Genomic DNA, 21,522 nt, shown 5'->3' on the forward strand with positions numbered 1-21,522 from the left:
ACTTCCCCGGCTCCTTCGCATGGGCGCCGGCTTCCATCCGGCAGAAGCGCGCGCTGGCGAAGCCGAACAGCGTCCAGCCCAGGCACACGCACAGGCTGCCGAGCATGTCACGCCGTGGGCCGGATGCGGGCGCGTGGCCGTTGCGCTCGGGTGCGCAAGCATCGCGACGCGGCCCGCGCGACCGGCAGCGAGCGCATCGTGAATGCGTGAATGCGTGACGGGCGGCACGACGCGCACGCCCACCGCATCACCACGCCTGCCGGTAGATCTCCAGCGCGTCGGCCTCCGTCACCTCGCGCGGATTGTTCACGAGCAGGCGCGTCTGCAGCATCGCATCCGACGCCATCCTCGGCAGGTCACCTTCCCCGATGCCGACCTCGCGCAGCGTGCGCGGGATGCCCGTCGCGACGATCAGCCGGTCGATCTCGGCGATCAGCGCGTGCGTGCGCGCTTCATCGCTGCCCGTCGCCGACGGCGCGACGATCGCCGCGAGTTCCGCATAGAGCGGCGCGGCGGCCGGCGCGTTGAAACGCAGCACGTGCGGCAGCACGAGCGCATTCGACAGCCCGTGCGGCACATGGAAGATTCCGCCGACCGGATAGGCCAGCGCATGCACGGCCGCGACCGGCGCATTCGCGAACGCCTGCCCCGCGAACATCGCGCCGACCAGCATTGCCTCACGCGCGTGGCGGTCGTGGCCGTCGTCGCACGCCGCGAGCAGGTTGCGCGACAGCAGCGTCAGCGCGTGCACGGCCAGCATGTCGGATACCGGATTCTTGAGCCGTGCGGATGTGTAGGCCTCGATCGCATGCACCATCGCATCGATGCCCGTCGCGGCCGTCGCCGCACGCGGCAGGCCGAGCGTCAATTCGGCGTCGAGGATCGCGAGATCCGCGAACAGGTGCGGCGACACGACGCCCATCTTGCGTGCCTCGCCGACCGTGACGATCGACACGGCCGTCACTTCGGAGCCGGTGCCGGCCGTCGTCGGCATCTGCACGAGCGGCAGTCGCGCGCTCGTGACCTGGTCGACGCCGTACATGTCGGCCAGCGCCTGCCGCCCCGGCGCGAGCACCGCGATCAGCTTCGCGACGTCCATCGACGATCCGCCGCCCAGGCCGAGCACGATCTCGGCATCGGCCGCGACGGCCCGTTCGGTCGCGTCCAGCACCACGTGCTCGGGCGGATCGGCGATCACGTCGTCGATCACGGTGACCTGCCAGCCGTGCGCGGCGAGGCTCTCCAGCGCGGGCGCGAGCACGCCGCTGCGATGCAGGAACGCGTCGGTGACGACACACAGCCGCACGAGCGCCGGAAAGCGCTCGCGCAACAACGCGCCGAGCCGGCGCGCGGCGCCGAATTCGACGACCTGCGTCGCAACGGTACGGAATTGAAACGGGTTCATCGGGTGCCTCCCGGTGGCGTCGCCGTGCCGGTGTCCGGCTGCACCATGTAGTGCGACACTTCGCGGCGATCGAGCAACGGAATGATCGCGCCGAACCCGATCCGCTGGAAATGCGGCGTTTCCCGATGCACGTCGAGGCCATCCGCGTCGCGATAGCGTTCGAGGATCACGACGTGGTCGGGATCCTCCGGCGACCGGAAATAGGCGTAGTCGAGATTCTTCGGCTCGGCGCGCGTCGCCCGCGCGAGCTCCGCGAGCAATTCGATCACGCGATCGCCGTTGCCGGGTTTGGCGTGGAAATGTGCGATGACCTGCAGGTAAGGTTCGTTCATGTTGCGCTCCGTGTTCGACTGGGGGCCGTCATGACGGGGACGCACGCAATGCGCGGCGAACCGGAAGGATTCGAACGCGACGGCGCAACGCCGTGCCACCGGCTGGTCGTCGCATTGTATTGAATCGGCGCGGCCTTCGCAGTGCCCCTACCGCGCAACGAAAAACACGGCGGATCGCAATGGGCCTCTACTCGCGCGACGCGCCGGCTACCACGGCACCGTCCTCCCCAGATAGTCGAGATATTCGAGCCCCGGGCGCGCACGCTTTGCGATCAGCACGTCGACGAGACTCGGCACGCTTTCGTCGATCGTCAGGCGCGCATCCGGCCCACCCAGTTCCGTGCGCACCCAGCCGGGCGCCATCAGCACCATCGCACGCCGCGTATCGGCCTGACGCGCCGCGAAGCTGCGCATGAACTGGTTAAGCGCGGCCTTGCTGCCACGATAGAGCTCGCGCATCCCGCTGACGTTGTTCGCGACGCTGCCCTGCCCCGACGACATCGCACCGATCAGGCCGTCCGCGGTCACGAGATCCTGCAGCGTCTCGATCACGCGCATCGGCGCCAGCGCATTCGTGATCATCACGCGCACGAACTCGTCGGTCGTCACTTCGCCGATCGTTTCGGTGGGCTCGTTCGTGGTTCCCGCATTCACGAACAGCATGTCGAAGCGCCGGCCCGACAGCCGCTCGCGCAGCGCAGCCAGTTGCACCGGCTCGCAGATGTCGATCGTCTCGATGTCGAGCCGGCCGTCGAACCGGTCGGCGAGGTCGTGCAGCTTGGTGCGCCCCGATCCTGCGCGCACGGTGCCCGTCACGCGCCAGCCTTTGTCGAGGAACGCCTCCGCCATCGCGAGCCCGAGGCCGCGCGAGGCCGCGACGAGCAGGATCTCGGGCGCGTTCCCGTCAGATACAGTTGATTGCATGGTTTCCGCCTTTGCCGGGTTTCGTCATGCAGTCACTATAGATGTGCATCACGACAGGCGCCAGACGCACCCGATTCAACCCATAGTTGCATCGAACGCCATGCCAGACCGCGTAGAGGCGTATCCTGTCTCCATGGAAGACATCGACCTGAACCTCGTCACCGCACTCGACGTGCTGCTGTCGGAAGGCAGCGTGACCGGCGCCGCGCGCCGGCTTGGCTTGAGCACGTCCGCAATGAGCCGTACGCTCACGCGGCTGCGGCTGTCCATCGGCGATCCGTTGCTCGTGCGCGCGGGGCGCAAGCTCGTGCCGACGCCGCACGCAGCGGCGTTGCGCGACCGCGTGCACGCGATCGCAAGCGATGCGCGCACGGTGCTGCGGCCGGCGAGGGCCGACGTGGACATCGCAACGCACGCATCCACGTTCACGATCCGCACGGCCGCATCGTTCATGGAAATGCTGGCCGGCCCGGTGGTCGCCGCACTCGGCGAAATCGCGCCGCAGGTGCGCATCCGCTTCGTCCCGAAGCCCGACCGCGATCCGCAAGCCCTGCGCGACGGCACCGTCGACCTGGAAATCGGCAAGCGCGGCGACGATGCACCCGAGTTGCATACCCGCATGCTGTTTCGCGACTGGCACGTCGCGGTGGCGCGCGCCGGACACCCGCTGTTCGCATCGGGCAGGATCACGCCGGCGCGCTATGCGGCCTGCCATCACGTGATCGCGTCGCAGTTCGGCGATTTCGGCGGGCCGGCCGACCAATCGACCGACCAGGCCGGCCCGAACCGCACCGTGCACGTCGTCGTACCGGGCTACCCCGATGCGATGCGGGTCGCGGCCAGCACCGACCTGATCGCGCTCGTGCCGCGCTCGAGCCTCGGCAATGCGTTCGCGCCGGGGCTCACGGAGGCCCTCGGGCTGCGCAGCTTCGAGATCCCGGCGCGCCTGCCCGAGATCCTCGTGTCCGCGCTGTGGCATCCGCGCATGCACGGCGATCCCGTGCACCGCCGCCTGCGCGATGAGGTCATCGCCGTCTGCCAGCGCGCGTATCCGGAGGGCCGCGCGCCACGCCCGCCGGCGCGCCGCACCGGCACGCGCGCGGCGGGCTGACACGCGGCTCAGACCAGCCGGCCGCCGCCGTCGATGTGCAGGATCTCGCCGTTCATGAAGCCGTTACCCAGCAGGAACGCGATCGCTTCGCCCACTTCGTCGGCACGCCCGACACGGCCGCCGGGCAATGCCGCCGCGGCGCCCGCGAGGATCGTGTCGCGCGCTTCCGGGCCGAACGCGTCGTACAGCGGCGTCTCGACGAAGCCCGGTGCGACGACGTTCACGCGAATCGGTTTCAATTCCAGCGCGAGCGACTGCGCCAGCGCCTCGACACCACGCACGGCGGCGGCAATGACGGATGTACCCTGCGCGGCCGGACGATCCGACAATTGCCCGCCGGTCAGCACGATCGAGCCGATCGCGGGCATCCGCGGCAACGCCGCGCGGATCGCGTAGACCGGCCCGGCGATACGCTCCTGCAGCGCGGCGAGCAGGTGATCGGGATCGGTCTCGCTCAGCTTGCCGGCAATGAACCGGCCGGCCGTGACGACCAGATGGTCGACGCGCGCGATCCCGTCGAAGACGGCCTGCACCGCATGCCGGTCGGCGATGTCGGCCACCGCGATGCGCGCGCCGCCGATCGCCTGTGCGGCAGACTCGAGCTTCGCGCGGGTCCGGCCGACCAGCGTGACGCTGGCGCCTTTCGTCTTCGCGGCGGCCGCGGCCTCGAGGCCGATTCCGGAGCTCCCGCCGAATACCACGACGTGCGCTCCGTTCAGTGGCGAAGATTGCGTTGCCTCGTTCATGTTCATGTCACTCCTCATCAGGGATTGAAGGTTCGCGAACGTTAGGTCATTCTCAATTGCGTGGGAACATGGGAGACTTGAATAAGGTTCATGCCATAAAGGAATAAGATGGATTCGCTGCGATCCATGCGCGTGTTCGTCCGCGCGATCGAACTCGGCAATTTCTCGGCGGTCGCGCGCGAGGAAGGCACCGGCCAGCCGACGATCAGCAAGATCGTCGCCGCGTTCGAACGGGAACTGGGCGTTCGTCTCCTGGAACGCTCGACCACGAGCCTCGCGCCCACCGACGAAGGCCGCCGGTTCTACGATCGCTGCAAGCGCGTGATCGACGAATACGCGAGCGCGGTGGCCGAGGTGCGCGGGCAAACGGTGCGGCCGGTCGGCAAGCTGGTCGTCAATGCGCCGCTGGGGCTGGGCGAGCTGAGACTGAACGCGCTCGTGCTCGAATTCCTCGCCGCGTGGCCGGAGATCGAGGTCGAGCTGCAATTGACCGACCGCGTGATCGACCTGGTCGAAGAAGGCGTCGATGTCGCGATTCGCCTCGGCCACCTGTTGCCGCCGGATGCCGTGGCCCGCCACATTGCATCATCGCCGCGCCTGCTGGTCGCCACGCCGGGGTACGTGTCGCAGGCGCCGACGCTCCGCCGGCCGGACGACCTGGCAAAGCACGAGTATGTCGGCTACGCGCGCGCGGACATCGGCAACGAACTGACCTTCGCCCGCGGCGACGAGCAAGCCGTCGTTCCGGTGCGTGGCCGGTATCGCGTGAACAGCTCGATGGCCCTGCGGGAATGCTTCCTGGCAGGCAACGCGGTAGGCAGCGGGCCTGCGTGGCTCGTCCAGGACCTGATCGACAGTGGCCAACTCGTTCGGTTGCTGCCCAAATGGGACATGGTGCCGTCGCACGCGCTGCACCTCGTGTACGCGTCGCGCCGGTATCTGCCGCTTCGGACCCGCACGTTCCTGCAGTTCATGGAGCGGCGGATTCCGGCGCTGCCCGGGTTCCATGCGACTACCGCCCCGACTGACATCCCGACTGCGCCCGCCTCGCGGCAGGCCCGCTGACCGACGGGCGCCGCGGCCACGGCCGGCCCGGGCGCCGATCCGCCGCCGTTTTCCCGATCCGCCGAATCCCCGCTATCGCAGCGGCGGCGGCGGGCCGTTCGGCTAAAATGCCGCACTTTCCACCTTGTCCGGCCCGCTCGCCATGCAACCCGCCTCCCCCGCCCAGTCCGCCGCCCATGGCGCAGACGACGCACACGCCTCCCGCGACCTCGTCTACGGCCCGAACGACCGGCCTGCGCCGATGGTCGCCTTCGTCGCCGCGCTGCAGCACCTGCTGGCGATCATCGTGCCGATCGTCACGCCCGGCCTGCTGATTTGCCAGGCGCTCGGCGTGTCCAGCCGCGATACGACCCTGATCGTGTCGATGTCGCTCGTGATTTCCGGCATCGCCACCTTCGTCCAGTGCAAGCGCTTCGGCCCGCTCGGCGCCGGCCTGCTGATCGTCCAGGGCACCAGCTTCAACTTCGTCGGCCCGCTGATCGCCGGCGGCAGCCTGATGGTCAAGCAAGGCACGCCGGTCGAGACCGTGATGGCCGCGATCTTCGGCGTCGTGATTGCCGGGTCGTTCGTCGAGATGGGCGTATCGCGCATCCTGCCGTTCGTGAAGCGCCTGATCACGCCGCTCGTCACCGGCATCGTCGTGCTGCTGATCGGCCTCACGCTGATCAAGGTCGGCCTCATCAGCATGGGCGGTGGCTATGGCGCGATGGCCAAGGGCACGTTCGCGAGCGCGGAGAACCTGACGCTGTCCGGCCTCGTGCTCGGCACGATCATCCTGCTGAACCGTGTGCCGATCGTGTGGGTGCGCAGTACCGCGCTCGTCATCGCGCTCGTCATCGGCTATCTCGCGGCCGCGTTCCTCGGCCGCCTCGACTTCACCGGCATGCACCAGGCCGCGCTGTTCCAGGTTCCGACGCCACTGCACTTCGGCATCGGCTTCTCGTGGTCGCTGTTCGTGCCGATGCTGATCATCTACCTCGTCACGTCGCTCGAAGCGATCGGCGACGTCACGGCCACCAGCAAGATCTCGAACGAGCCGGTCGAAGGCCCGGTGTGGATGCAACGGATCAAGGGCGGCGTGCTCGTGAACGGTGCGAACTCGCTGCTGGCCGGCGTGTTCAACACGTTCCCGAGCTCGGTGTTCGCGCAGAACAACGGCGTGATCCAGATCACCGGCGTCGCCAGCCGCTACGTCGGCATCTGGATCGCGGGGATGCTCGTGGTGCTCGGGCTGTTCCCGGTCGTCGCCGGCGTGCTGCAGGCCGTGCCGGAGCCCGTGCTCGGCGGTGCGGCGATGGTGATGTTCGGCGCGGTGGCCGCATCGGGCATCAACATCCTCGCAGGCGTCCATCTCGATCGTCGCGCGCTGCTGATCATCGCGGTGTCGCTCGCACTCGGCCTCGGCGTGTCGCAGGTGCCGGACATCCTCAACAGCCTGCCGCACGCGCTGAAGAACGTGCTGGAATCGGGGGTGGCGACGGGCGGCATCTGCGCGCTCGTGATGAACTGGTTCCTGCCGGAGAAGAAGTAACCGGATGAATCGCACGACGTCGGGCTCCGTGCGGCGCTTGCTCGCAGAGAAAGCGCGTACGGACGGTCCGGCGGTCGTAACGCATCGCCGCGATGCGGCGCTGCATACCCCAACCTTCGCAAGGGCGCCCGGCCGGGCCGGTCCACGCCATGTGTCCCGCACCCGCCCTGCACTTTCGACGTGTCCCTGGATCATCGGCCGCGTGTCGACTGAGGTCAAACGTCAAACCCGGTCAGGCTGCCTTGGCCGATCAATTTGTGCTGGGTAGAATCACACCATGCCCCGAATCCCCGCACCCAATACCGCCCCCGAAGCGAGCGCCGCTCCGGTCAAGGAACGCGCGACCATCGTCTGCCACCGCGGCGAACAGGTCCTGCTCGTCGCCCGCGCGGCATCGCGTTGGGCCCTTCCCGGCGGCACGATCAAGCGCGGGGAAACGCCGCTCGAAGCCGCGCATCGCGAGTTGCGCGAAGAAACCGGCATGACCGGCCAGCCTCTCGTCTACTCGATGCAGTTCACCGGGCTCGCCAAGATCCATCACGTGTTCTTCGCGGAAGTCGGCCCGGACCATACGCCGCAAGCGAACAACGAGATCGCGAAATGCAAGTGGTTTCCGATCGACAGCGTCGACGGGTTGCGCGCGAGCATTCCGACGAAGCGAATCGTCGAACTCGTTTATCAACACGAAATCAGCAAGGCGTAGCGCGTGACGGACGAGCGCAGTGATGAGCCGGCAAGCAGCCCGGATCGTCGTGCGTGAATCAACGGCGCGTGAGCGCTCAGTGCGAGCGCCTTCTTCGCAACTCGTGCGTGGAATAGACAACCAGGAAGATGCCCAGCATCGCAACACCGGACGCCATGAAGTCGTTCGCGCTTCCCGAGCTTTGCAGGGACTTCGGGAAAATGCCGAGACTCAATCCCGCGACAGCAAGAAGCAATCCTGCAGCCACGCCCCAGATCGGTCCGGCGGTCTTTTCGATTTTGCTTTTCATACAGCACCCGTCTACAGTCATTACCTGAACGGTATCCGCAAGGGAGGCCGCGTCTACCTTCAGTGATTCCACTATAGCCTGGAAAAAATTCACTGCGTTCCAGTGCTTTTCCCGATCAAGATTTTCCGATCTCGACCGCGAGGTACCGTTCGGATCGCGCAACACGATGCCGGCGGCTGCATGACGGTACTCGATGCGGGCGGCTGCTTGCCGAATGCGACCTGTCTCTCGGCAATACAGCCGCATCCAGCGTGTCATTGGCCGCGCCCGCCCACTTGCTGAATCACCTCGTCATAACTGATTGGCTGCGATTCGGCGTTGCACCCGTAGTCCTCCGCCCAGTTCCCAATGAAAAATACCCCGCTTTCGTGCCCATGGTCGACTGCGTTGTCGTAACTCGCTTGTGAGTCGAACGCCAGTTTTCGCAGGTCACCATAGTTGCGTCGACTTCCGCAGCCGAACGTGACCCGTCTGCATTGCCCGCCGTCATTCAAATCCATGTAATAGATCGGACTACGCCTTTCGATACGCTCGCCGTGCTTGAGTGTGCGCTCGTAGACATGCGCGGTGGCTCCGCCCTCTCCTTCGTCGCGGCACGTCATGTCGAGCCCGTCGTAGAAACCGTGTGCCTTCGCATGCGACGTGAGTTGCAGGCGAACTTTCTTGTCGTCACCGACACCCTCGGTCATGTGCCGCACGGCCTCATTGAGGACCTGGATTCCCAATCCCTGTCCTCGCGCGTTCCCGGCTACGCACAACACATGCAATTCAACTTGCCGGGCGACGTCGGCTACCTTCTTCCGCGATTCCTTCGTCTTCACGGTTTCATAAGCGAATACGCCGACCGGCTTCGCCTTCTCATACGGTGTCGCGCCGTTCGAGCCGGTGTCCTTGCAAAGGTATCGGGTCAATTCGGGCTGATTCGGCCTTGATTTGACGAAGAGATCGGCGCCGTCTCGCTGCCGCGTAACCGGGTTGTCGTGGAGCGGGTAATAGTTGCCATACAGCCAGTAATCGTCGGCATGGGTCCAATCGGGGCTGCACAGCGAGTTGACCGTATTGTCGACATCGCCGCTGCTTTGCAGATGATGCAGCTGTTTCCCCCATGTCGAGTTCAACTCGCGCCCCACTTTCACGGCGACGGGCCGGCATTCGATTTCCGCCGATGCGTACCCTGCCATGGTGCCGACAGCAATCGCGACCGCAATCAGCGCACCCCGTTTCGAGACGAATTCACCCCAGACTCGCGTTTTCATGATGCATCCCTCCATTGGTTGGTCAGTCTTCGCTGCATGCCGCACGCTCACAGGCACATCACCTTCTTCGCGATCGCCCATCGGCGCATCCGGTCTTCGAGTCCATTGACACCGCCGTTGATGCGCCTCGTCAGCAACGTGAAATCGCCCGAATCGGCGATCAGGTTGCAGCCGTGCCGCGCCCACCACCAGGCCGCCGAGCGCGCGGCCAGCGGCGCCTGTTCGAGGCGTTCCGGCTCGCGCTCGAGATCGGCGCCGAGTGCGTTGCCGCATTCGCGATAGTTCGCACGCCCCGTGATCTGAATGAGCCCGCGTCCGAGGAAGCGCCGCCCGTCGCCCGGCTGAACGTTACCGAGCGCCGCGGCCTTGCCCGACGGCGGCTCATAGGCGCGCTGCGCGGCCGTCGGCCCCCACAGTTCACGTGTGAGCGTGAAGCCGAGCGTCTCGTGGCCCGTTTGCGCGACGAACGCCGCAATGCGCGCGGAATTCGAAATGCCGAACTCGGCCATCGCGGCGGCAAGCGCCGGATGCCAGCGTTGCGCGAGCGCGCCGGATATCGCGGCGGCGGCCTGGAATTCATCGAGTGTCATCGTGTTCTCCTTGTGGCGTATGGGCGGGCGGAACGGTAGCCAGTGCGCCCGGCGGTGAGGAATCGGTCGGAACGGTCGCCGCGGCTCCACCGTCGATGCGCGGCCGCGACGGATTGCGCGGCGACGGTGACGTGTCGTGCGATTCCGCCGACCCGCCGCGCTGCGATTGCGCGTCCATCGCGGCAACGATCACGCGCAGCGGCTCCGGCTTGACACTGACTTCGCCCGCGAACGGACGGTCGACGGCCAGCACGAAGAAAAACGCGAGTCCGAGCGTGAGCGCCCAGCTCGTGACGAGCGCGATGTTGAAGCGCGTGCCCGGCAGGATGTAGAGAAGCAGAAACGACACGACGCTCGCGAGCACCACCACGCCCCACAGCGTGGCCGGCATCGCGACGTCGAGCGTCAGCAGGCGCTGTTCACGATGCTTCGCCATCTCATTCACGCGTGCCAACACCTCACCGAGGAGCACGCGCTGCCGCTCGCTGCGCGGCTCGATCCGGTTGGCCACGTCGAACAGGCGATCGAAGCGGGCCGACGCCTGCGCATCGGCACTCGCCTGCTGCTGCATCTTCGGCCACTCGTAACGGACGACACCGTCGAGATAGGCACGCAGCGCGCCCGATGCGGCATCCGCGACGGGGTCGCCGAACGCGGCGAGATCGCGCGACAGTTCGCCGGCCGCGGTCGCTTCGGCATCGACCGTCCGCTCCGCACCGTTGTATGCGTCCCACACGCTAATCGCCGAAAACGCGACGAGCAGCGAGTTGATCGTCGTGATGACCGACACCATCGTGATCGCCATCGCCCGCTGTTCCGGCAGCAGATCGACGGGAAAGATGTGGCGGAACAGCGCATAGCCGCCGAGCGCGGCCGCAACGGTTGCGATCACGACGCAGCCCCCCATCAGCCACGATGGCCAGTTGTAGAGAAAGAGCATGGTCATTCCCCGCTTGCGCTTGCGCTTGCGTTTGCGGCGTCGCGACGCCCTGCCGGTGGCGCATCCGCCGACAGCATCGCGCGCGTGAATTCGGCGAGCCGCTGCCTGACCGCATCAGCCGGCATCCCCGCCTCGAGCGATTGCTGAAGCCGCAGCAGGTCCGCCGCGAGTTCGCTTTGCCATTGCACACGCTCGGTCGCCGCATGGGCGCGATGCGCTTCGAACGTCGCCTGCGCCGCAGCCGCCGTATCGCCGCGCACGAGCGTCTCGAGCGTCTCGACGAGCCGATGCAGCAGCCGATGCACGGCCGTCGCAGAAAAACCGCCGAGCATCGCAAGCGCCGGCTTGCCGAAGCTGCGCATGCTGCCGCCGTCGTACAGGTGAGGCGGCAGCAACTCGACGAGGATCACGCCTGCGATCACGCCGAGAATCAGCCGCGCGCCGTACGACGCGTCGTACTTCGGGTCGTAGGTCGAATTCGCGACGTAGCGGTGAGCCTGGAACAGCGTGGCAAACGACGCGCCGAGCCCCGCGCAGAACAGCAGGAACAGCGCGTTCCACAGCAGCCGGGTGCCGTGCGAATCGAGAAACCCCTGATCGATGTTCGCGGCCGACACTTCCGGCGACAGCGACGTCGCGATCACCGCGACCAGGAACGTCGCGGCGGAAAGCGTCAGCGCGCGAATCAGCGGCACGGGTCCGAGCCATGCGAAGCGCGAGCGGACGCGCAGTTCGCGGTCAAGCAGCGTGATGGCCTGCGGCGTGGCCGGCGCGATCGCGACGGCAAGCCGGCGATGAATCGCGGCGAGCGCGTACGATGCGCCATGCACCGACACCGCATCGTACGCAGCGGTGTCGGCCGCGGCATGCGACACCGCGGCCATCAGCATCGACAATTGCGCAATCAGATCAGGGGCGACGGCAATTCCGTGCTGCAGCGCGTAGCGCGCCATCGCATTGCATTCGGTCTGCAACTGCCCGACCAGGTCGCGCTTCGCCGGAGCCGCGTTCGCGCCGTCCGCTTCGGGCGATGTGTCCACCGTTGTCCGGAACCACGAGCGATGTGTTCGCATGGCGGGTCTCCAACGTATCGGCCGGCAACGCGCGCTACAGCCGCACTTCGTCGCCGCAATTGCCGCCCGGCGCCGCGACGAGCATGCCGCCCTTGTCGCGATACACGAACACGTCGGACCAGTCGCGCAGCCGGTAGCGCACCTCCGCGAGCCGTCCTTCGGACGTGCACAGGAACTGCACCGACTTGTCCGCGCCGATAAAGAAATCGCGCAGTTGCGCGTTCTTCAGCTCGTCGAGCCGTACCACCTTGTTGTCGTGCTCCCCCAGGTAGCGGCCGAGATTCGTGCGGCCGACCGCACGCGCCATTGCGGCGAGCTCGGCGGCATAACCGGCAGGCGCGTATCCCGTGCAGCTCCCGTAGCGATTCCAGTGCTGCTGGAAGGCGTCGGCGCTCGCCGGCGCGATATATGGCGCTGCATCGTCGGACAGCGTGCCGTCCGGCAACGGCGTCGTGTCGCAGTCGCGCCGTGGCGTATACAGGCCGATCGCCGTGATCCGGATCGGCGTGCCGTCCGCGGCCCGGCGCTCGGACGGCAGTTGGCCTGCCGTGCACGTCTGGGCGCCATCGCCGCCGACACACTCGCCAAGCTTCCAGGACAGCGCCAGCGTCCAGTCCTGCGCGTGCGCGCCGGCGCAGGTCAGAATCAGGCTGGCGGCGCAGGCAGCCCGGGTAATTCGCAGCAGGGTCGACATGATGCGTTTCTCCTTGTGTGACGACGGGCGCCGGCCGACGGAATCGGCCGGCGGCCGGCGCGGCTCGCGAGCCGTCAGCGGCCCGCTTGCTGCAACAGTTGGCGAAGGTTCTGAAAGCGCGGCAGGCCCGCACCGAAGCGATTCGTGACGTCGTACTGCACGATCGGTGTGCAGATCATCCGGATCAGCTGAAACAGCGCGGCGACGCGCTCCGGCCGGCGCGGCCCGAGATGGCCAGCGATCTGCGGATCGCTCACCAGCAGCGCCGCGAGCCCCGTGATGTGCGGCGCAGCCATCGACGTGCCGGATTCGGCATTGAACGCTGCGCCCGGCACCGTCGATACGACGCCCACTCCCGGCCCGCACACGCCGATCTGCGGACCGTGGCACGAGAACGTCGGCGAGAAGAGGCCGTCAGCCGTCGCAGCCTGCGCGACGATTTGCGTTTGCTCCCACGTGTTGACGGGCAATTCCCGATGCAGCCCCAGCGCCGACACCGCGAGCACGTACGGCGACGACGCCGGGTACTGGACCGGACCGCCCGAATTGCCGGCCGCGACGATGCATGCGACGCCGGATTGCACGGCTTCCATCAGCTTCTGCTCGACGGCGAGCGACGCCTGCGGCGCGCCGAGGCTCAGGTTCACAACGTCGATGTCGTGGTCGATGCAATAGTCAAGCGCCTGGATCAGCGTACTGAACTGGCCACCTGGGAAGATCTTCAGCACATGGATCTCCGCGTCGGGCACGAAACCGCGCATCGCCATCTGCGCGTCGGCAGCCTGCGGACTGATGCGTGCGGCGATCACACCCGCGCAATGCGATCCGTGGCCGATCACGTCGTCCTTCCAGGTATCCGGGTTCTGATCGTTGGTCAGATCGGCGCCGCGCACGATATGGTTCAGCAGCGGATGCGACGTGTCGGCCCCCGAATCCACGATCGCGACGCGCACGCCTCGCCCCGTCGTCGTGGCCGGAAGCTCATCGAGACCCATCAGGCGCTGCCCCCATCCGAGCGGCGCACGCGGCGGAACGTTCGGGTTCGGCTGGGACAACGGCGTGAGCCGCACCACGTTCGCCTGATCGCTCGACAACAGCGGCGCCGACAGGTAGACGTTCCAGTACGTGTGGGACGGCCGCACCGCCAGCGACTGGAGCGGACCGGGCGCCATCTGCGCGACGGCCAGGGTCGTCTCGCCTCGCTCGTCGGTGGTGCCGCTCACCGGGAACCCGTCTCCCGCGAGCGTCACCGGAACGCCAGGCTCGGGTTGATCGTCCGCACCCAGCACGCGGATCGTTACCGGGCGCAGGATCGTCGACGCGATTGCCGCCTGCGGACGAAACTCGGCGCCGGAATCCTGTTCCGGCTTTTTCCCGTACCCGAGCGGATGGTCCTCCTCGACGATCATCTCCGGCGGCGCCGTCGCCTGCAGCAGTTGCGCATGCGCGGGGTCCATCTTGACGACGTACGTGTCGGTCGCTTCGTCCGGCCGCGCGGACATCATCTGCGCGTTCTTGTGGCTGTTGATCACACGCACGACTTCGACGCCGGGCAGCCGGCCGACCGCATTGTCGAGTTCATGTGCCGACATCGGCGTCACCGCGGCCTGGCGAGCGAGCGCGCCGCGCCGAGGCGCAATCAGATACTGGCGCTTGCCGCTCGTCACATGAACCGCATCGCCGGCCGAATCGGGCGGCATGACTTCCGGTGCGGCGGCGACATCGTCCGCCGGCAGGGCTGCCGCCTTCGCGGCGGTTGGCTTCTTGTCCTTGTCCATCGCAATCTCCTTCGCGGCGCGACACTCGAGGCACGCCATGGGTCAGTCGGTCGCAAGCGACGGACGCGCATCCCGATACGATCGGATCGTTGCGCGACGGGCGTCCGTCGAGTGCGCCCCCGCTGGGGCCGCAGGGTGGCGCAGGTCTATGGTTGAGACAGGTCAGTGGAATGCCGGCTGGGCGGGCATCACGGAGAACGGCAGCAGGCCGCCGAGCCGGCCGAGCAGTTCGCCCAGCACCGGGGCGGCGGTACCGATGACCGCGCCGCCGATGCCCTGCGGCGCGAATGCCGCCTGGGGCTGGGCCGCGAACGGCAGCAACCCGCCCAGTTGACCGGCAACCGTACCGACGGTTGGCGCGACCGACTTCAGGATGTCGCCGAACACGCCTTGCGGTGCGAACGCCGCTTGCGGTTGCGCCGCGAACGGCAGCAGCCCGCCGAGCCGGCCGAGCAGTTCGCCCAGCACCGGGGCGGCGGTACCGATGACCGCGCCGCCGATGCCCTGCGGCGCGAATGCCGCCTGGGGCTGGGCCGCGAACGGCAGCAACCCGCCCAGTTGACCGGCAACCGTACCGACGGTTGGCGCGACCGACTTCAGGATGTCGCCGAACACGCCTTGCGGTGCGAACGCCGCTTGCGGTTGCGCCGCGAACGGCAGCAGCCCGCCGAGCCGGCCGAGCAGTTCGCCCAGCACCGGGGCGGCGGTACCGATGACCGCGCCGCCGATGCCTTGCGGCGCGAATGCCGCCTGGGGCTGGGCTGCGAACGGCAGCAGCCCGCCCAGTTGACCGGCAACCGTACCGACGGTCGGCGCGACCGACTTCAGGATGTCGCCGAACACACCTTGCGGTGCGAACGCCGCTTGCGGTTGCGCCGCGAACGGCAGCAGCCCGCCGAGCCGGCCGAGCAATTCCCCGAGTACCGGCGCAGCGGTGCCGATGACCGCGCCGCCGATGCCTTGCGGCGCGAATGCCGCCTGGGGCTGGGCCGCGAACGGCAGCAGCCCGCCCAGTTGACCGGCAACCGTACCGACGGTAGGCGCGACCGACTTCAGGATGTCGCCGAACACGCCTTGCGGCGCGAACGCCGCTTGCGGTTGCGCCGCGAACGGCAACAGCCCGCCGAGCCGGCCGAGCAATTCGCCGAGTACCGGCGCAGCGGTACCGATGACCGCGCCGCCGATGCCCTGCGGCGCGAACTCCCCTTGCGCAAACGTCGTCGCGTAAGCCGGAACGTGTCCCGAAACAGCGAGCGGTACCCCCGGCAATGCATGGTGTACATGAGTCATTTTCGAGTCCTTGATGAAGAGGAAACTGTCGGCACACGAGTCGCAGACCCTGCTTCTCGTGCGCCGTCGACATGCCGGCCGGCGACGCCTCCATCGGCCCGCTACGCATAGGTCAGTGGAAACATCGGACGAATCGGCACGTCGATTCTGCGAGTCGGGTCCCGCCGGTTCCATACGGCAAATGCGGTATGTGTCCCGCTACGGCGAGCCGGGTTTTGCAACGGGAAACGGGTCGGTAAGCCAGCCGGAAAACACGGCCGTATGGAGAAGCGCACAGATGTTGGGCGAGGCGGTCTTGCGGAGAAGATGCGCGCGATGCTTGCGGGCGGTCTGGTCGCTGATGCCGAGCGCGCGAGCGACCTGCTTGTCGCTCATGCCGGCCGCGAGCAGGTTCAGGATCTCGCGTTCGCGCGACGAGAACGGGTCGGGACGGCGTTGGATACTGTTTTTTTGAGCACGTCAGGAAAGAGAATGAAATAGCGCATGGTCAGTTGCGCCGATTTCATGAAGCCGAATTTATCGAGAAGATTTTCGCGATGCTTGCGCGCGGTATATACGGAAATGGCCAGTTCAATCGCGATTTCACGGTCGGTCAGGCCTTGCGCGATCAAGCCCAACACGACTGTCTCGCGTGCGGTAAGTTTCAAGATGGATCCCCGTCGACAATTGAAAGGGCATCCCCTTCCTTGTCACGGGAGCGGCGGTCTCCTTGGAATATTCACGACAACCTCACCGGCGACCGGACACCTCCCTTCGTGCACGCGACATGCAAAGGTGGATGCGCTTGAGACTGCTTTGTTATCTCCGGGCCGCCCGTTATAAAACGACTTTTTTGATTGTTCTCGGCTGCGAGATGGACGGGGCAGCCTTGTGCCGACTATTTGAATTCGGGGCGATCGGGACGATGCATCATACGCCCGCCGCTCGATTTCGCATGATGATTGATATCACTGATTGAATTGGTCAACCGAAAATGCATTCAATTTCGAGTTCATTGATGAATCTATGATTTTGTTTATTATTTCTTGAATTAAAAACAAAACAGAAACTGCCATTCGTGAATTACAGAATTGCGACATCGAATCCGACGTTTGAAAGCGATCCGGTTCGCGGTTGGTACGGGGTTTCTTCCCCTGATCGATGTCTGTTGAGTCGGGATCCCGGCCCGATTCCAATGTGACGGGAGTCGAATCGCATTCGAAGCAGCCGGCCCCGGCGGTTGTGGATGTCAGATCCGGCGACTCGTCGGCGAACACTGCATGACAAGGTGCGGCGCGTTGAAATCGCGGTGAACAAAGTGTTCTCGATAGGGGCGATCGCGATTGCCCCGCGTACGCAAGCCGGATCGCAATCAAGCCGCATGGCGGAAAGCAGCAGGAGTCAAAGAACCGGTCGAGACGGGACGCCCCGGTGACCGGGCCGTCCCGACAGGCGTCCGGAATGGCTCGCCTACGGGCGCAACCCAAGCACGCCGAGATAGGCATCGAGCGAGCGCCGCACCGACTCGGCCACCAGGCGCGTAATGCCGCTGTAGTCGCCGGTCGTGCACGCGTCGTCCAGCGTATCGTAGTAAGCCAGCCGATCTTCCTTGCGAATGACCGCGGGCGGATAGCCAGACTTCATCAGTTCGAAATTCAGCAGCAACCGCCCCGTTCTTCCATTGCCGTCGACAAACGGATGGATCTTCACGAACCGCGTATGCAGTTCGGCGGCGCGTACCACGGGATGCATCGCTCCCGCCTGCGTGTCCCAATCGATGAGCGCGGCCATTTCAGCCGGCAAATGCAGGAAATCCGGTGGCGTCGTGCTTGCGCCTGCGATCACGACGTTCTCCCGGCGATACCTGCCGGCCTCGCCGTCGTCGATCCCCTTCAATACCAGCCCGTGAATATTCCGGATCTGCCATTCGGACAGCATTTCCTGCTTTCCGACGATTTCTTCGACATAGAGAATCGCGTCGCGATGATTGGTGGCTTCGAAATGCTCGCGCAGCGACTTTCCGCCGACCGTAATGCCTTCGAGCACAACCTTCGTTTCCCGCAAGGTCAGCGTATTGCCTTCGATCGCATTCGAATGATAAGTCCACTCCAGCATCAGCTTTTCGCGCAATGACGCCAGCGTATGCGGCGGAAGCGGACGCGCCGCGTCCAGCTTTGCCTTGTCGGCATCGACGGCTTCCAGCAGAAGCGATACGGACGAATCCATGAAATCACCAAAATCGACCAATGCGCGCCATTTTACTCCGCGTCGGGAATGGCGACTGGCGGAAGGCAGCAGGAGTCGAACCTACCCGGGAGTGTCTGACACCCCCAACTGGATTTGAAGTCCAGCCGTACCACCGGATACGAATGCCTTCCGTGGGGAAAAGAACCCAAAGAACAGCGAGCGCCTACGCCTGAATATCCGCCCAACCGCTGTCAGGCCGCAGGAAGTGAAGATCGCGGTGGAAGCGAGTATACCCAACCCGGTCGAAGAACTCGAGAATCTGGATCGCGCGCTTGCGGCCGAGCCCCGTCGCGTCGCGAAACGTCGCGGCATCGAGCCCGCCGCCGCGCGACGGCGCGAGATGCGCGACGAGTGCCGCCAGCTCACGCATGACGTCCGCGTGATAGAACAGGTCGCGCACGACCTGGTGCACGTCGCCACGCCGCGCGAGCTTGCGCAGCAAGGTCCGCACCGCGTCCTCGGCCGCGCCCGAGTCGCGGGCCAGGTCGCGCACCCACGGCGGGTCGAAGCGCCCCGCGTGGATCAGCGGCAGCAGTTGCCGCGCCAGTGCTTCCTCGCGCGAATCGAGGCGCACCGAATGCGACGGCAGATGCAACCACGGCCCGCTTCGCGCGACTTCGCCGCCGGCCACCAGCGCATCGACGAGCGCGCGCCACAGCGCATCGCCGGCGAGCGGCGCGGCCATCCGCCGCAAGCGTGCGGCGTCGAGCCCCTGCTCGTCGGGCATGCGCTCGTGATACACCCGCAGCGTATCGATCGCCCGCGTCTGCAGCGCACGCCAGTGCTCCCGGGCAATCACCGCGCCGTCGTTCGACGCGGCATCGCGCTGCCCGATCGCCAGCGCGTCTTCCGGCAGCGCCAGCGCATTCGGCGCGAAACCCGTCAGATGCGTGAGCATCGCGCGCGGGATGCCGAGCGGCGCCTGCGCGAGCAGCGCATCGAGACAGCCTTCGTCGAGCCACTCGGCCAGCGCGTCGAGCCACGCGCGACGCTGAGGCGTCCGACGCTTGCGCGCCGGCCCGAACGGGTCGAGCACGCGGCCGCCGCCGATCGTGCGCGTCGCCTGCGGATTGCGGACGATGAACCGGTCACCCGGCAGCGCAAACACCGGCTCGTCGAATACCAGTTGCACGCGCATCCGCTGGCCGGCCGCGAGCGTATCGCCGTCGAGCAGCGCGACATGCGCGACGCGATGCAGCGTGCCGAGATGCACGTGCAGCGGCGCCCAATGCGTCAGCGTGAGCCCCGCATCCGCGAGCAGCGTCAGGTCGACGTCGAGACGCGGCGACGTCGCGACAAGCCGTGCATCGGCGACGGTATCGCCGCGCTCGATATCGGCCTTGTCGACGCCGGCCAGATTCAGCGCGCAACGCTCGCCCGCGCGGCCGGCCTCGACCGGCCGGTTCTGTGCATGGATGCTGCGCACACGCGCCGCGCCGCCCGTTCGCACGATCGCGAGCGTGTCGCCGGTCACGACGCGGCCCGAGAACGCCGTGCCCGTCACGACGGTGCCCTGCCCCGCGAGCGTAAACACGCGATCGACCGCGAGCCGGAACAGGCCGTCGTCGCGCCGCGCGCGCCACGCGATCGCCGCGTCCGCCAGATAACGCTTCAACGCGGCGACGCCCGGATCGTCCATAGCCGTCGCACGCGTTTCGAAAATCGGCACGCCGGCCAGCGTCGAGTCGTTCAACCACGTGACGATCTCGTCGCGCACTTCAGCCACGCGCGCAGCGTCGACGCGATCGCACTTCGTCAGCGCGACGGCGCCGTGCGTGACGCCAAGCAGTTGCAGAATCGCGAGATGCTCACGCGTCTGCGGCATCACGCCGTCGTCGGCGGCAATCACGAGCAGCGCGAAGTCGATCCCGCATGCGCCGGCCGCCATCGTATGAATCAGCTTCTCGTGGCCCGGCACGTCGATCAGGCCGAGCACATCGCCATTGTCGAGCGGTGTATACGCGTAACCGAGTTCGATCGAGATGCCACGCGCCTTCTCTTCTTTCAGGCGATCGGTGTCGACACCTGTCAGCGCACGCGCCAGCGTCGTCTTGCCGTGGTCGATGTGTCCGGCGGTACCGACGATCATGCAGCGGGCTCCGCAGGCGGCACGCACTGTGCGACGAACGCCGCCTCGTCGGCGGCTTCGAGGCAGCGCAGGTCGAGCCGCAGTGCATGGTCAGCCACGCGGCCGATCACCGGGCGCGGCCATTCGCGCAGCCGTTTCTCGAGCTGAGCAAGCGCGCGGCCGCTGCGCTTGCCGTCCGCCGTGCGTACGACGAGCCCTGCGCTCGCTAGCTGATCGACCGGCAGCGCGCCGCTGCCGATCTGGCTGAACATCGGTTCGACCGTCACGTCGAAACCGCTGCCGAGCGCGGCCTGCAGCGCCGGGCGCACACGTTCGGCAGCCTCGGCGATCTCGCGCTGCGGGCGCGTCAGCAGCCGCAGCGTCGTGAGCCGGTCGCGCAGGAACTCGGGCGACTGATAAAGGCGTAGCACGGGCTCGAGCGCCGCGAGCGTCAGCTTGCCGACGCGCAGCGCGCGCTTGAGCGGATGTTTCTTGATCTTCGCGATCAGCGCGCGATCGCCGACGATCAGGCCGGCCTGCGGCCCGCCGAGCAGCTTGTCGCCGCTGAACGTGACAACGTTTGCGCCGGCGGCGACGGTTTCCTGCACGGTCGTCTCGTGCGGCAGGCCCCATTGCGACAGGTCGGCGAGCGTGCCGCTGCCGAGATCGACGGCAACCGGCAGCCCATGCTCGCGCGCAAGCGGCGCGAGTTCGGCGAGTGTCGCTTCCTTCGTGAAACCGCTGATCGCGTAGTTGCTGCAGTGCACCTTCATCAGCAGCGCGGTGCGCGGGCCGATTGCGTCCGCGTAGTCGCGCAGATGGGTGCGATTGGTCGTGCCGACTTCGCGCAGCCTGGCGCCCGCGCGGCTCATGATGTCGGGAATGCGGAATGCGCCGCCGATCTCGACCAGCTCGCCGCGCGACACGACGACTTCCCGCTTCGTCGCAAGCGCCGACAGCGCCAGCAGCACGGCCGCCGCGTTGTTGTTGACGACGGTCGCGGCTTCCGCGCCCGTCAGTTCGCACAGCAGATCGTCGATCAGGTCGTCGCGATCACCGCGGCGGCCCGTGGCGAGGTCGAATTCGAGGTTGACCGGCCGCGTCAGCACGTCGACCACCGCACGCACCGCGTCGTCGGGCAACAGCGCGCGCCCGAGGTTCGTGTGCAGCACGGTGCCGGTCAGGTTGAACACGGCGCGCACCGTGCCCGCGCTCTGCGCGGCCAGCGTGTGCTCGACCGCCGCGGCGATGCGCGGCTCGTCGAGCGGTTCGGCCGCAGCCGGATCGTGCTGCGCGGCGGCACGCCAGCGTTCGAGCTCGGCACGCACGGCGTTCAGCACGCGCGTGCGGCCGTAGTCCGTGATGAGCGGTTGCAGCGGCGCCGACGACAGCACACGCTCAACGGACGGCACGCGCGCCAGCACCGCATTCAGTTCATTCACACCCGGTTCGGTCACGTCGTTGTGGCTCCAGTCTCATGCTTCGCAGTGGGCCTGCGCCG

21 protein-coding genes and 1 tRNA gene are annotated in these 21,522 nt (G+C 66.9%); 4 read left to right on the top strand and 18 right to left on the bottom strand.

What is annotated here, in order from left to right:
* Positions 1 to 247 precede the first annotated feature (247 nt).
* The 3 genes from LGN17_RS02200 to LGN17_RS02210 form a co-directional block, all read right to left on the bottom strand.
* Positions 248 to 1,405, bottom strand: coding sequence for an iron-containing alcohol dehydrogenase (locus tag LGN17_RS02200; protein WP_226194982.1), 1,158 nt, complete (start codon positions 1,403 to 1,405; stop codon positions 248 to 250).
* Positions 1,402 to 1,737 (bottom strand): putative quinol monooxygenase, encoded by a 336-nt coding sequence (locus LGN17_RS02205; protein WP_226194983.1) that lies wholly within the window; start codon positions 1,735 to 1,737, stop codon positions 1,402 to 1,404. The genes LGN17_RS02200 and LGN17_RS02205 overlap by 4 nt, the downstream gene beginning before the upstream one ends.
* 207 nt (positions 1,738 to 1,944) lie before the next feature.
* Positions 1,945 to 2,661 carry an SDR family oxidoreductase gene (locus LGN17_RS02210; protein WP_226194984.1) on the bottom strand — a complete coding sequence of 239 codons (717 nt, stop codon included), beginning with the start codon at positions 2,659 to 2,661 and terminating at the stop codon, positions 1,945 to 1,947.
* 133 nt (positions 2,662 to 2,794) lie between these two features.
* Here LGN17_RS02210 and LGN17_RS02215 point away from each other — a divergent pair, with 133 nt between their 5' ends.
* Complete coding sequence (locus LGN17_RS02215) at positions 2,795 to 3,772, top strand: LysR family transcriptional regulator (RefSeq protein ID WP_226194985.1); 978 nt, start codon at positions 2,795 to 2,797, stop codon at positions 3,770 to 3,772.
* Positions 3,773 to 3,780: 8 nt separating this feature from the next.
* Here LGN17_RS02215 and LGN17_RS02220 read toward each other — a convergent pair whose 3' ends face one another.
* Complete coding sequence (locus LGN17_RS02220) at positions 3,781 to 4,524, bottom strand: SDR family oxidoreductase (protein WP_226194986.1); 744 nt, start codon at positions 4,522 to 4,524, stop codon at positions 3,781 to 3,783.
* Between the two features lie 102 nt (positions 4,525 to 4,626).
* Between LGN17_RS02220 and LGN17_RS02225 the strand changes: the two genes are divergently transcribed.
* From LGN17_RS02225 to LGN17_RS02235, 3 genes are all read left to right on the top strand, one after another.
* The gene (locus LGN17_RS02225) at positions 4,627 to 5,583 is read left to right on the top strand and encodes a LysR family transcriptional regulator (RefSeq protein WP_226194987.1); all 957 of its coding nucleotides are present in this window, start codon (positions 4,627 to 4,629) and stop codon (positions 5,581 to 5,583) included.
* 142 nt (positions 5,584 to 5,725) lie between these two features.
* On the top strand, positions 5,726 to 7,114 hold the full coding sequence (locus LGN17_RS02230; RefSeq protein WP_226194988.1) for a nucleobase:cation symporter-2 family protein: 1,389 nt from the start codon (positions 5,726 to 5,728) through the stop codon (positions 7,112 to 7,114).
* Positions 7,115 to 7,391: 277 nt separating this feature from the next.
* Positions 7,392 to 7,817, top strand: coding sequence for an NUDIX hydrolase (locus tag LGN17_RS02235; protein WP_226194989.1), 426 nt, complete (start codon positions 7,392 to 7,394; stop codon positions 7,815 to 7,817).
* Positions 7,818 to 7,893: 76 nt separating this feature from the next.
* On the opposite strand, the gene LGN17_RS02240 is transcribed toward LGN17_RS02235, so the two are convergent.
* The 14 genes from LGN17_RS02240 to selA all read right to left on the bottom strand — a co-directional run bounded on the left by LGN17_RS02240 (position 7,894) and on the right by selA (position 21,478).
* Positions 7,894 to 8,106, bottom strand: a complete 213-nt coding sequence (locus tag LGN17_RS02240; RefSeq protein WP_226195273.1) for a hypothetical protein — start codon at positions 8,104 to 8,106, stop codon at positions 7,894 to 7,896.
* A gap of 254 nt (positions 8,107 to 8,360) precedes the next feature.
* The gene (locus tag LGN17_RS02245) at positions 8,361 to 9,443 is read right to left on the bottom strand and encodes a hypothetical protein (RefSeq protein WP_226194990.1); all 1,083 of its coding nucleotides are present in this window, start codon (positions 9,441 to 9,443) and stop codon (positions 8,361 to 8,363) included.
* The gene (locus LGN17_RS02250; protein ID WP_226194991.1) at positions 9,410 to 9,952 is read right to left on the bottom strand and encodes a glycoside hydrolase family 19 protein; all 543 of its coding nucleotides are present in this window, start codon (positions 9,950 to 9,952) and stop codon (positions 9,410 to 9,412) included. The genes LGN17_RS02245 and LGN17_RS02250 overlap by 34 nt, the downstream gene beginning before the upstream one ends.
* On the bottom strand, positions 9,939 to 10,898 hold the full coding sequence (locus LGN17_RS02255) for a DUF4239 domain-containing protein (protein WP_226194992.1): 960 nt from the start codon (positions 10,896 to 10,898) through the stop codon (positions 9,939 to 9,941). The genes LGN17_RS02250 and LGN17_RS02255 overlap by 14 nt, the downstream gene beginning before the upstream one ends.
* Positions 10,895 to 11,965 carry a hypothetical protein gene (locus tag LGN17_RS02260; protein WP_226194993.1) on the bottom strand — a complete coding sequence of 357 codons (1,071 nt, stop codon included), beginning with the start codon at positions 11,963 to 11,965 and terminating at the stop codon, positions 10,895 to 10,897. The genes LGN17_RS02255 and LGN17_RS02260 overlap by 4 nt, the downstream gene beginning before the upstream one ends.
* Positions 11,966 to 11,999: 34 nt before the next feature.
* Positions 12,000 to 12,659 carry a hypothetical protein gene (locus LGN17_RS02265; RefSeq protein WP_226194994.1) on the bottom strand — a complete coding sequence of 220 codons (660 nt, stop codon included), beginning with the start codon at positions 12,657 to 12,659 and terminating at the stop codon, positions 12,000 to 12,002.
* A 74-nt stretch (positions 12,660 to 12,733) separates the two neighbouring features.
* Positions 12,734 to 14,437 carry a S8 family serine peptidase gene (locus LGN17_RS02270; RefSeq protein ID WP_226194995.1) on the bottom strand — a complete coding sequence of 568 codons (1,704 nt, stop codon included), beginning with the start codon at positions 14,435 to 14,437 and terminating at the stop codon, positions 12,734 to 12,736.
* A gap of 162 nt (positions 14,438 to 14,599) precedes the next feature.
* Positions 14,600 to 15,727 (bottom strand): hypothetical protein, encoded by a 1,128-nt coding sequence (locus LGN17_RS02275; RefSeq protein WP_226194996.1) that lies wholly within the window; start codon positions 15,725 to 15,727, stop codon positions 14,600 to 14,602.
* 198 nt (positions 15,728 to 15,925) lie between these two features.
* Positions 15,926 to 16,102: a LuxR C-terminal-related transcriptional regulator gene (locus LGN17_RS02280; protein WP_244136294.1), complete on the bottom strand. Its 177-nt coding sequence runs from the start codon at positions 16,100 to 16,102 to the stop codon at positions 15,926 to 15,928.
* Between the two features lie 17 nt (positions 16,103 to 16,119).
* On the bottom strand, positions 16,120 to 16,374 hold the full coding sequence (locus LGN17_RS02285; RefSeq protein ID WP_226194997.1) for a response regulator transcription factor: 255 nt from the start codon (positions 16,372 to 16,374) through the stop codon (positions 16,120 to 16,122).
* Between the two features lie 802 nt (positions 16,375 to 17,176).
* Complete coding sequence (locus LGN17_RS02290) at positions 17,177 to 17,932, bottom strand: Fic family protein (protein ID WP_226194998.1); 756 nt, start codon at positions 17,930 to 17,932, stop codon at positions 17,177 to 17,179.
* Between the two features lie 56 nt (positions 17,933 to 17,988).
* Positions 17,989 to 18,084, bottom strand: a tRNA-Sec gene (locus tag LGN17_RS02295).
* Positions 18,085 to 18,116: 32 nt separating this feature from the next.
* Positions 18,117 to 20,042 (bottom strand): selenocysteine-specific translation elongation factor, encoded by a 1,926-nt coding sequence (selB, locus tag LGN17_RS02300; protein WP_226194999.1) that lies wholly within the window; start codon positions 20,040 to 20,042, stop codon positions 18,117 to 18,119.
* Complete coding sequence (gene selA, locus LGN17_RS02305) at positions 20,039 to 21,478, bottom strand: L-seryl-tRNA(Sec) selenium transferase (RefSeq protein ID WP_226195000.1); 1,440 nt, start codon at positions 21,476 to 21,478, stop codon at positions 20,039 to 20,041. Before selA ends, selB begins: the two co-directional genes overlap by 4 nt.
* Between the last annotated feature and the right edge of the window lie 44 nt (positions 21,479 to 21,522).

Source organism: Burkholderia sp. AU30280, from assembly GCF_020420125.1.
In the GTDB taxonomy this organism is placed as follows: Bacteria; Pseudomonadota; Gammaproteobacteria; order Burkholderiales; family Burkholderiaceae; genus Burkholderia.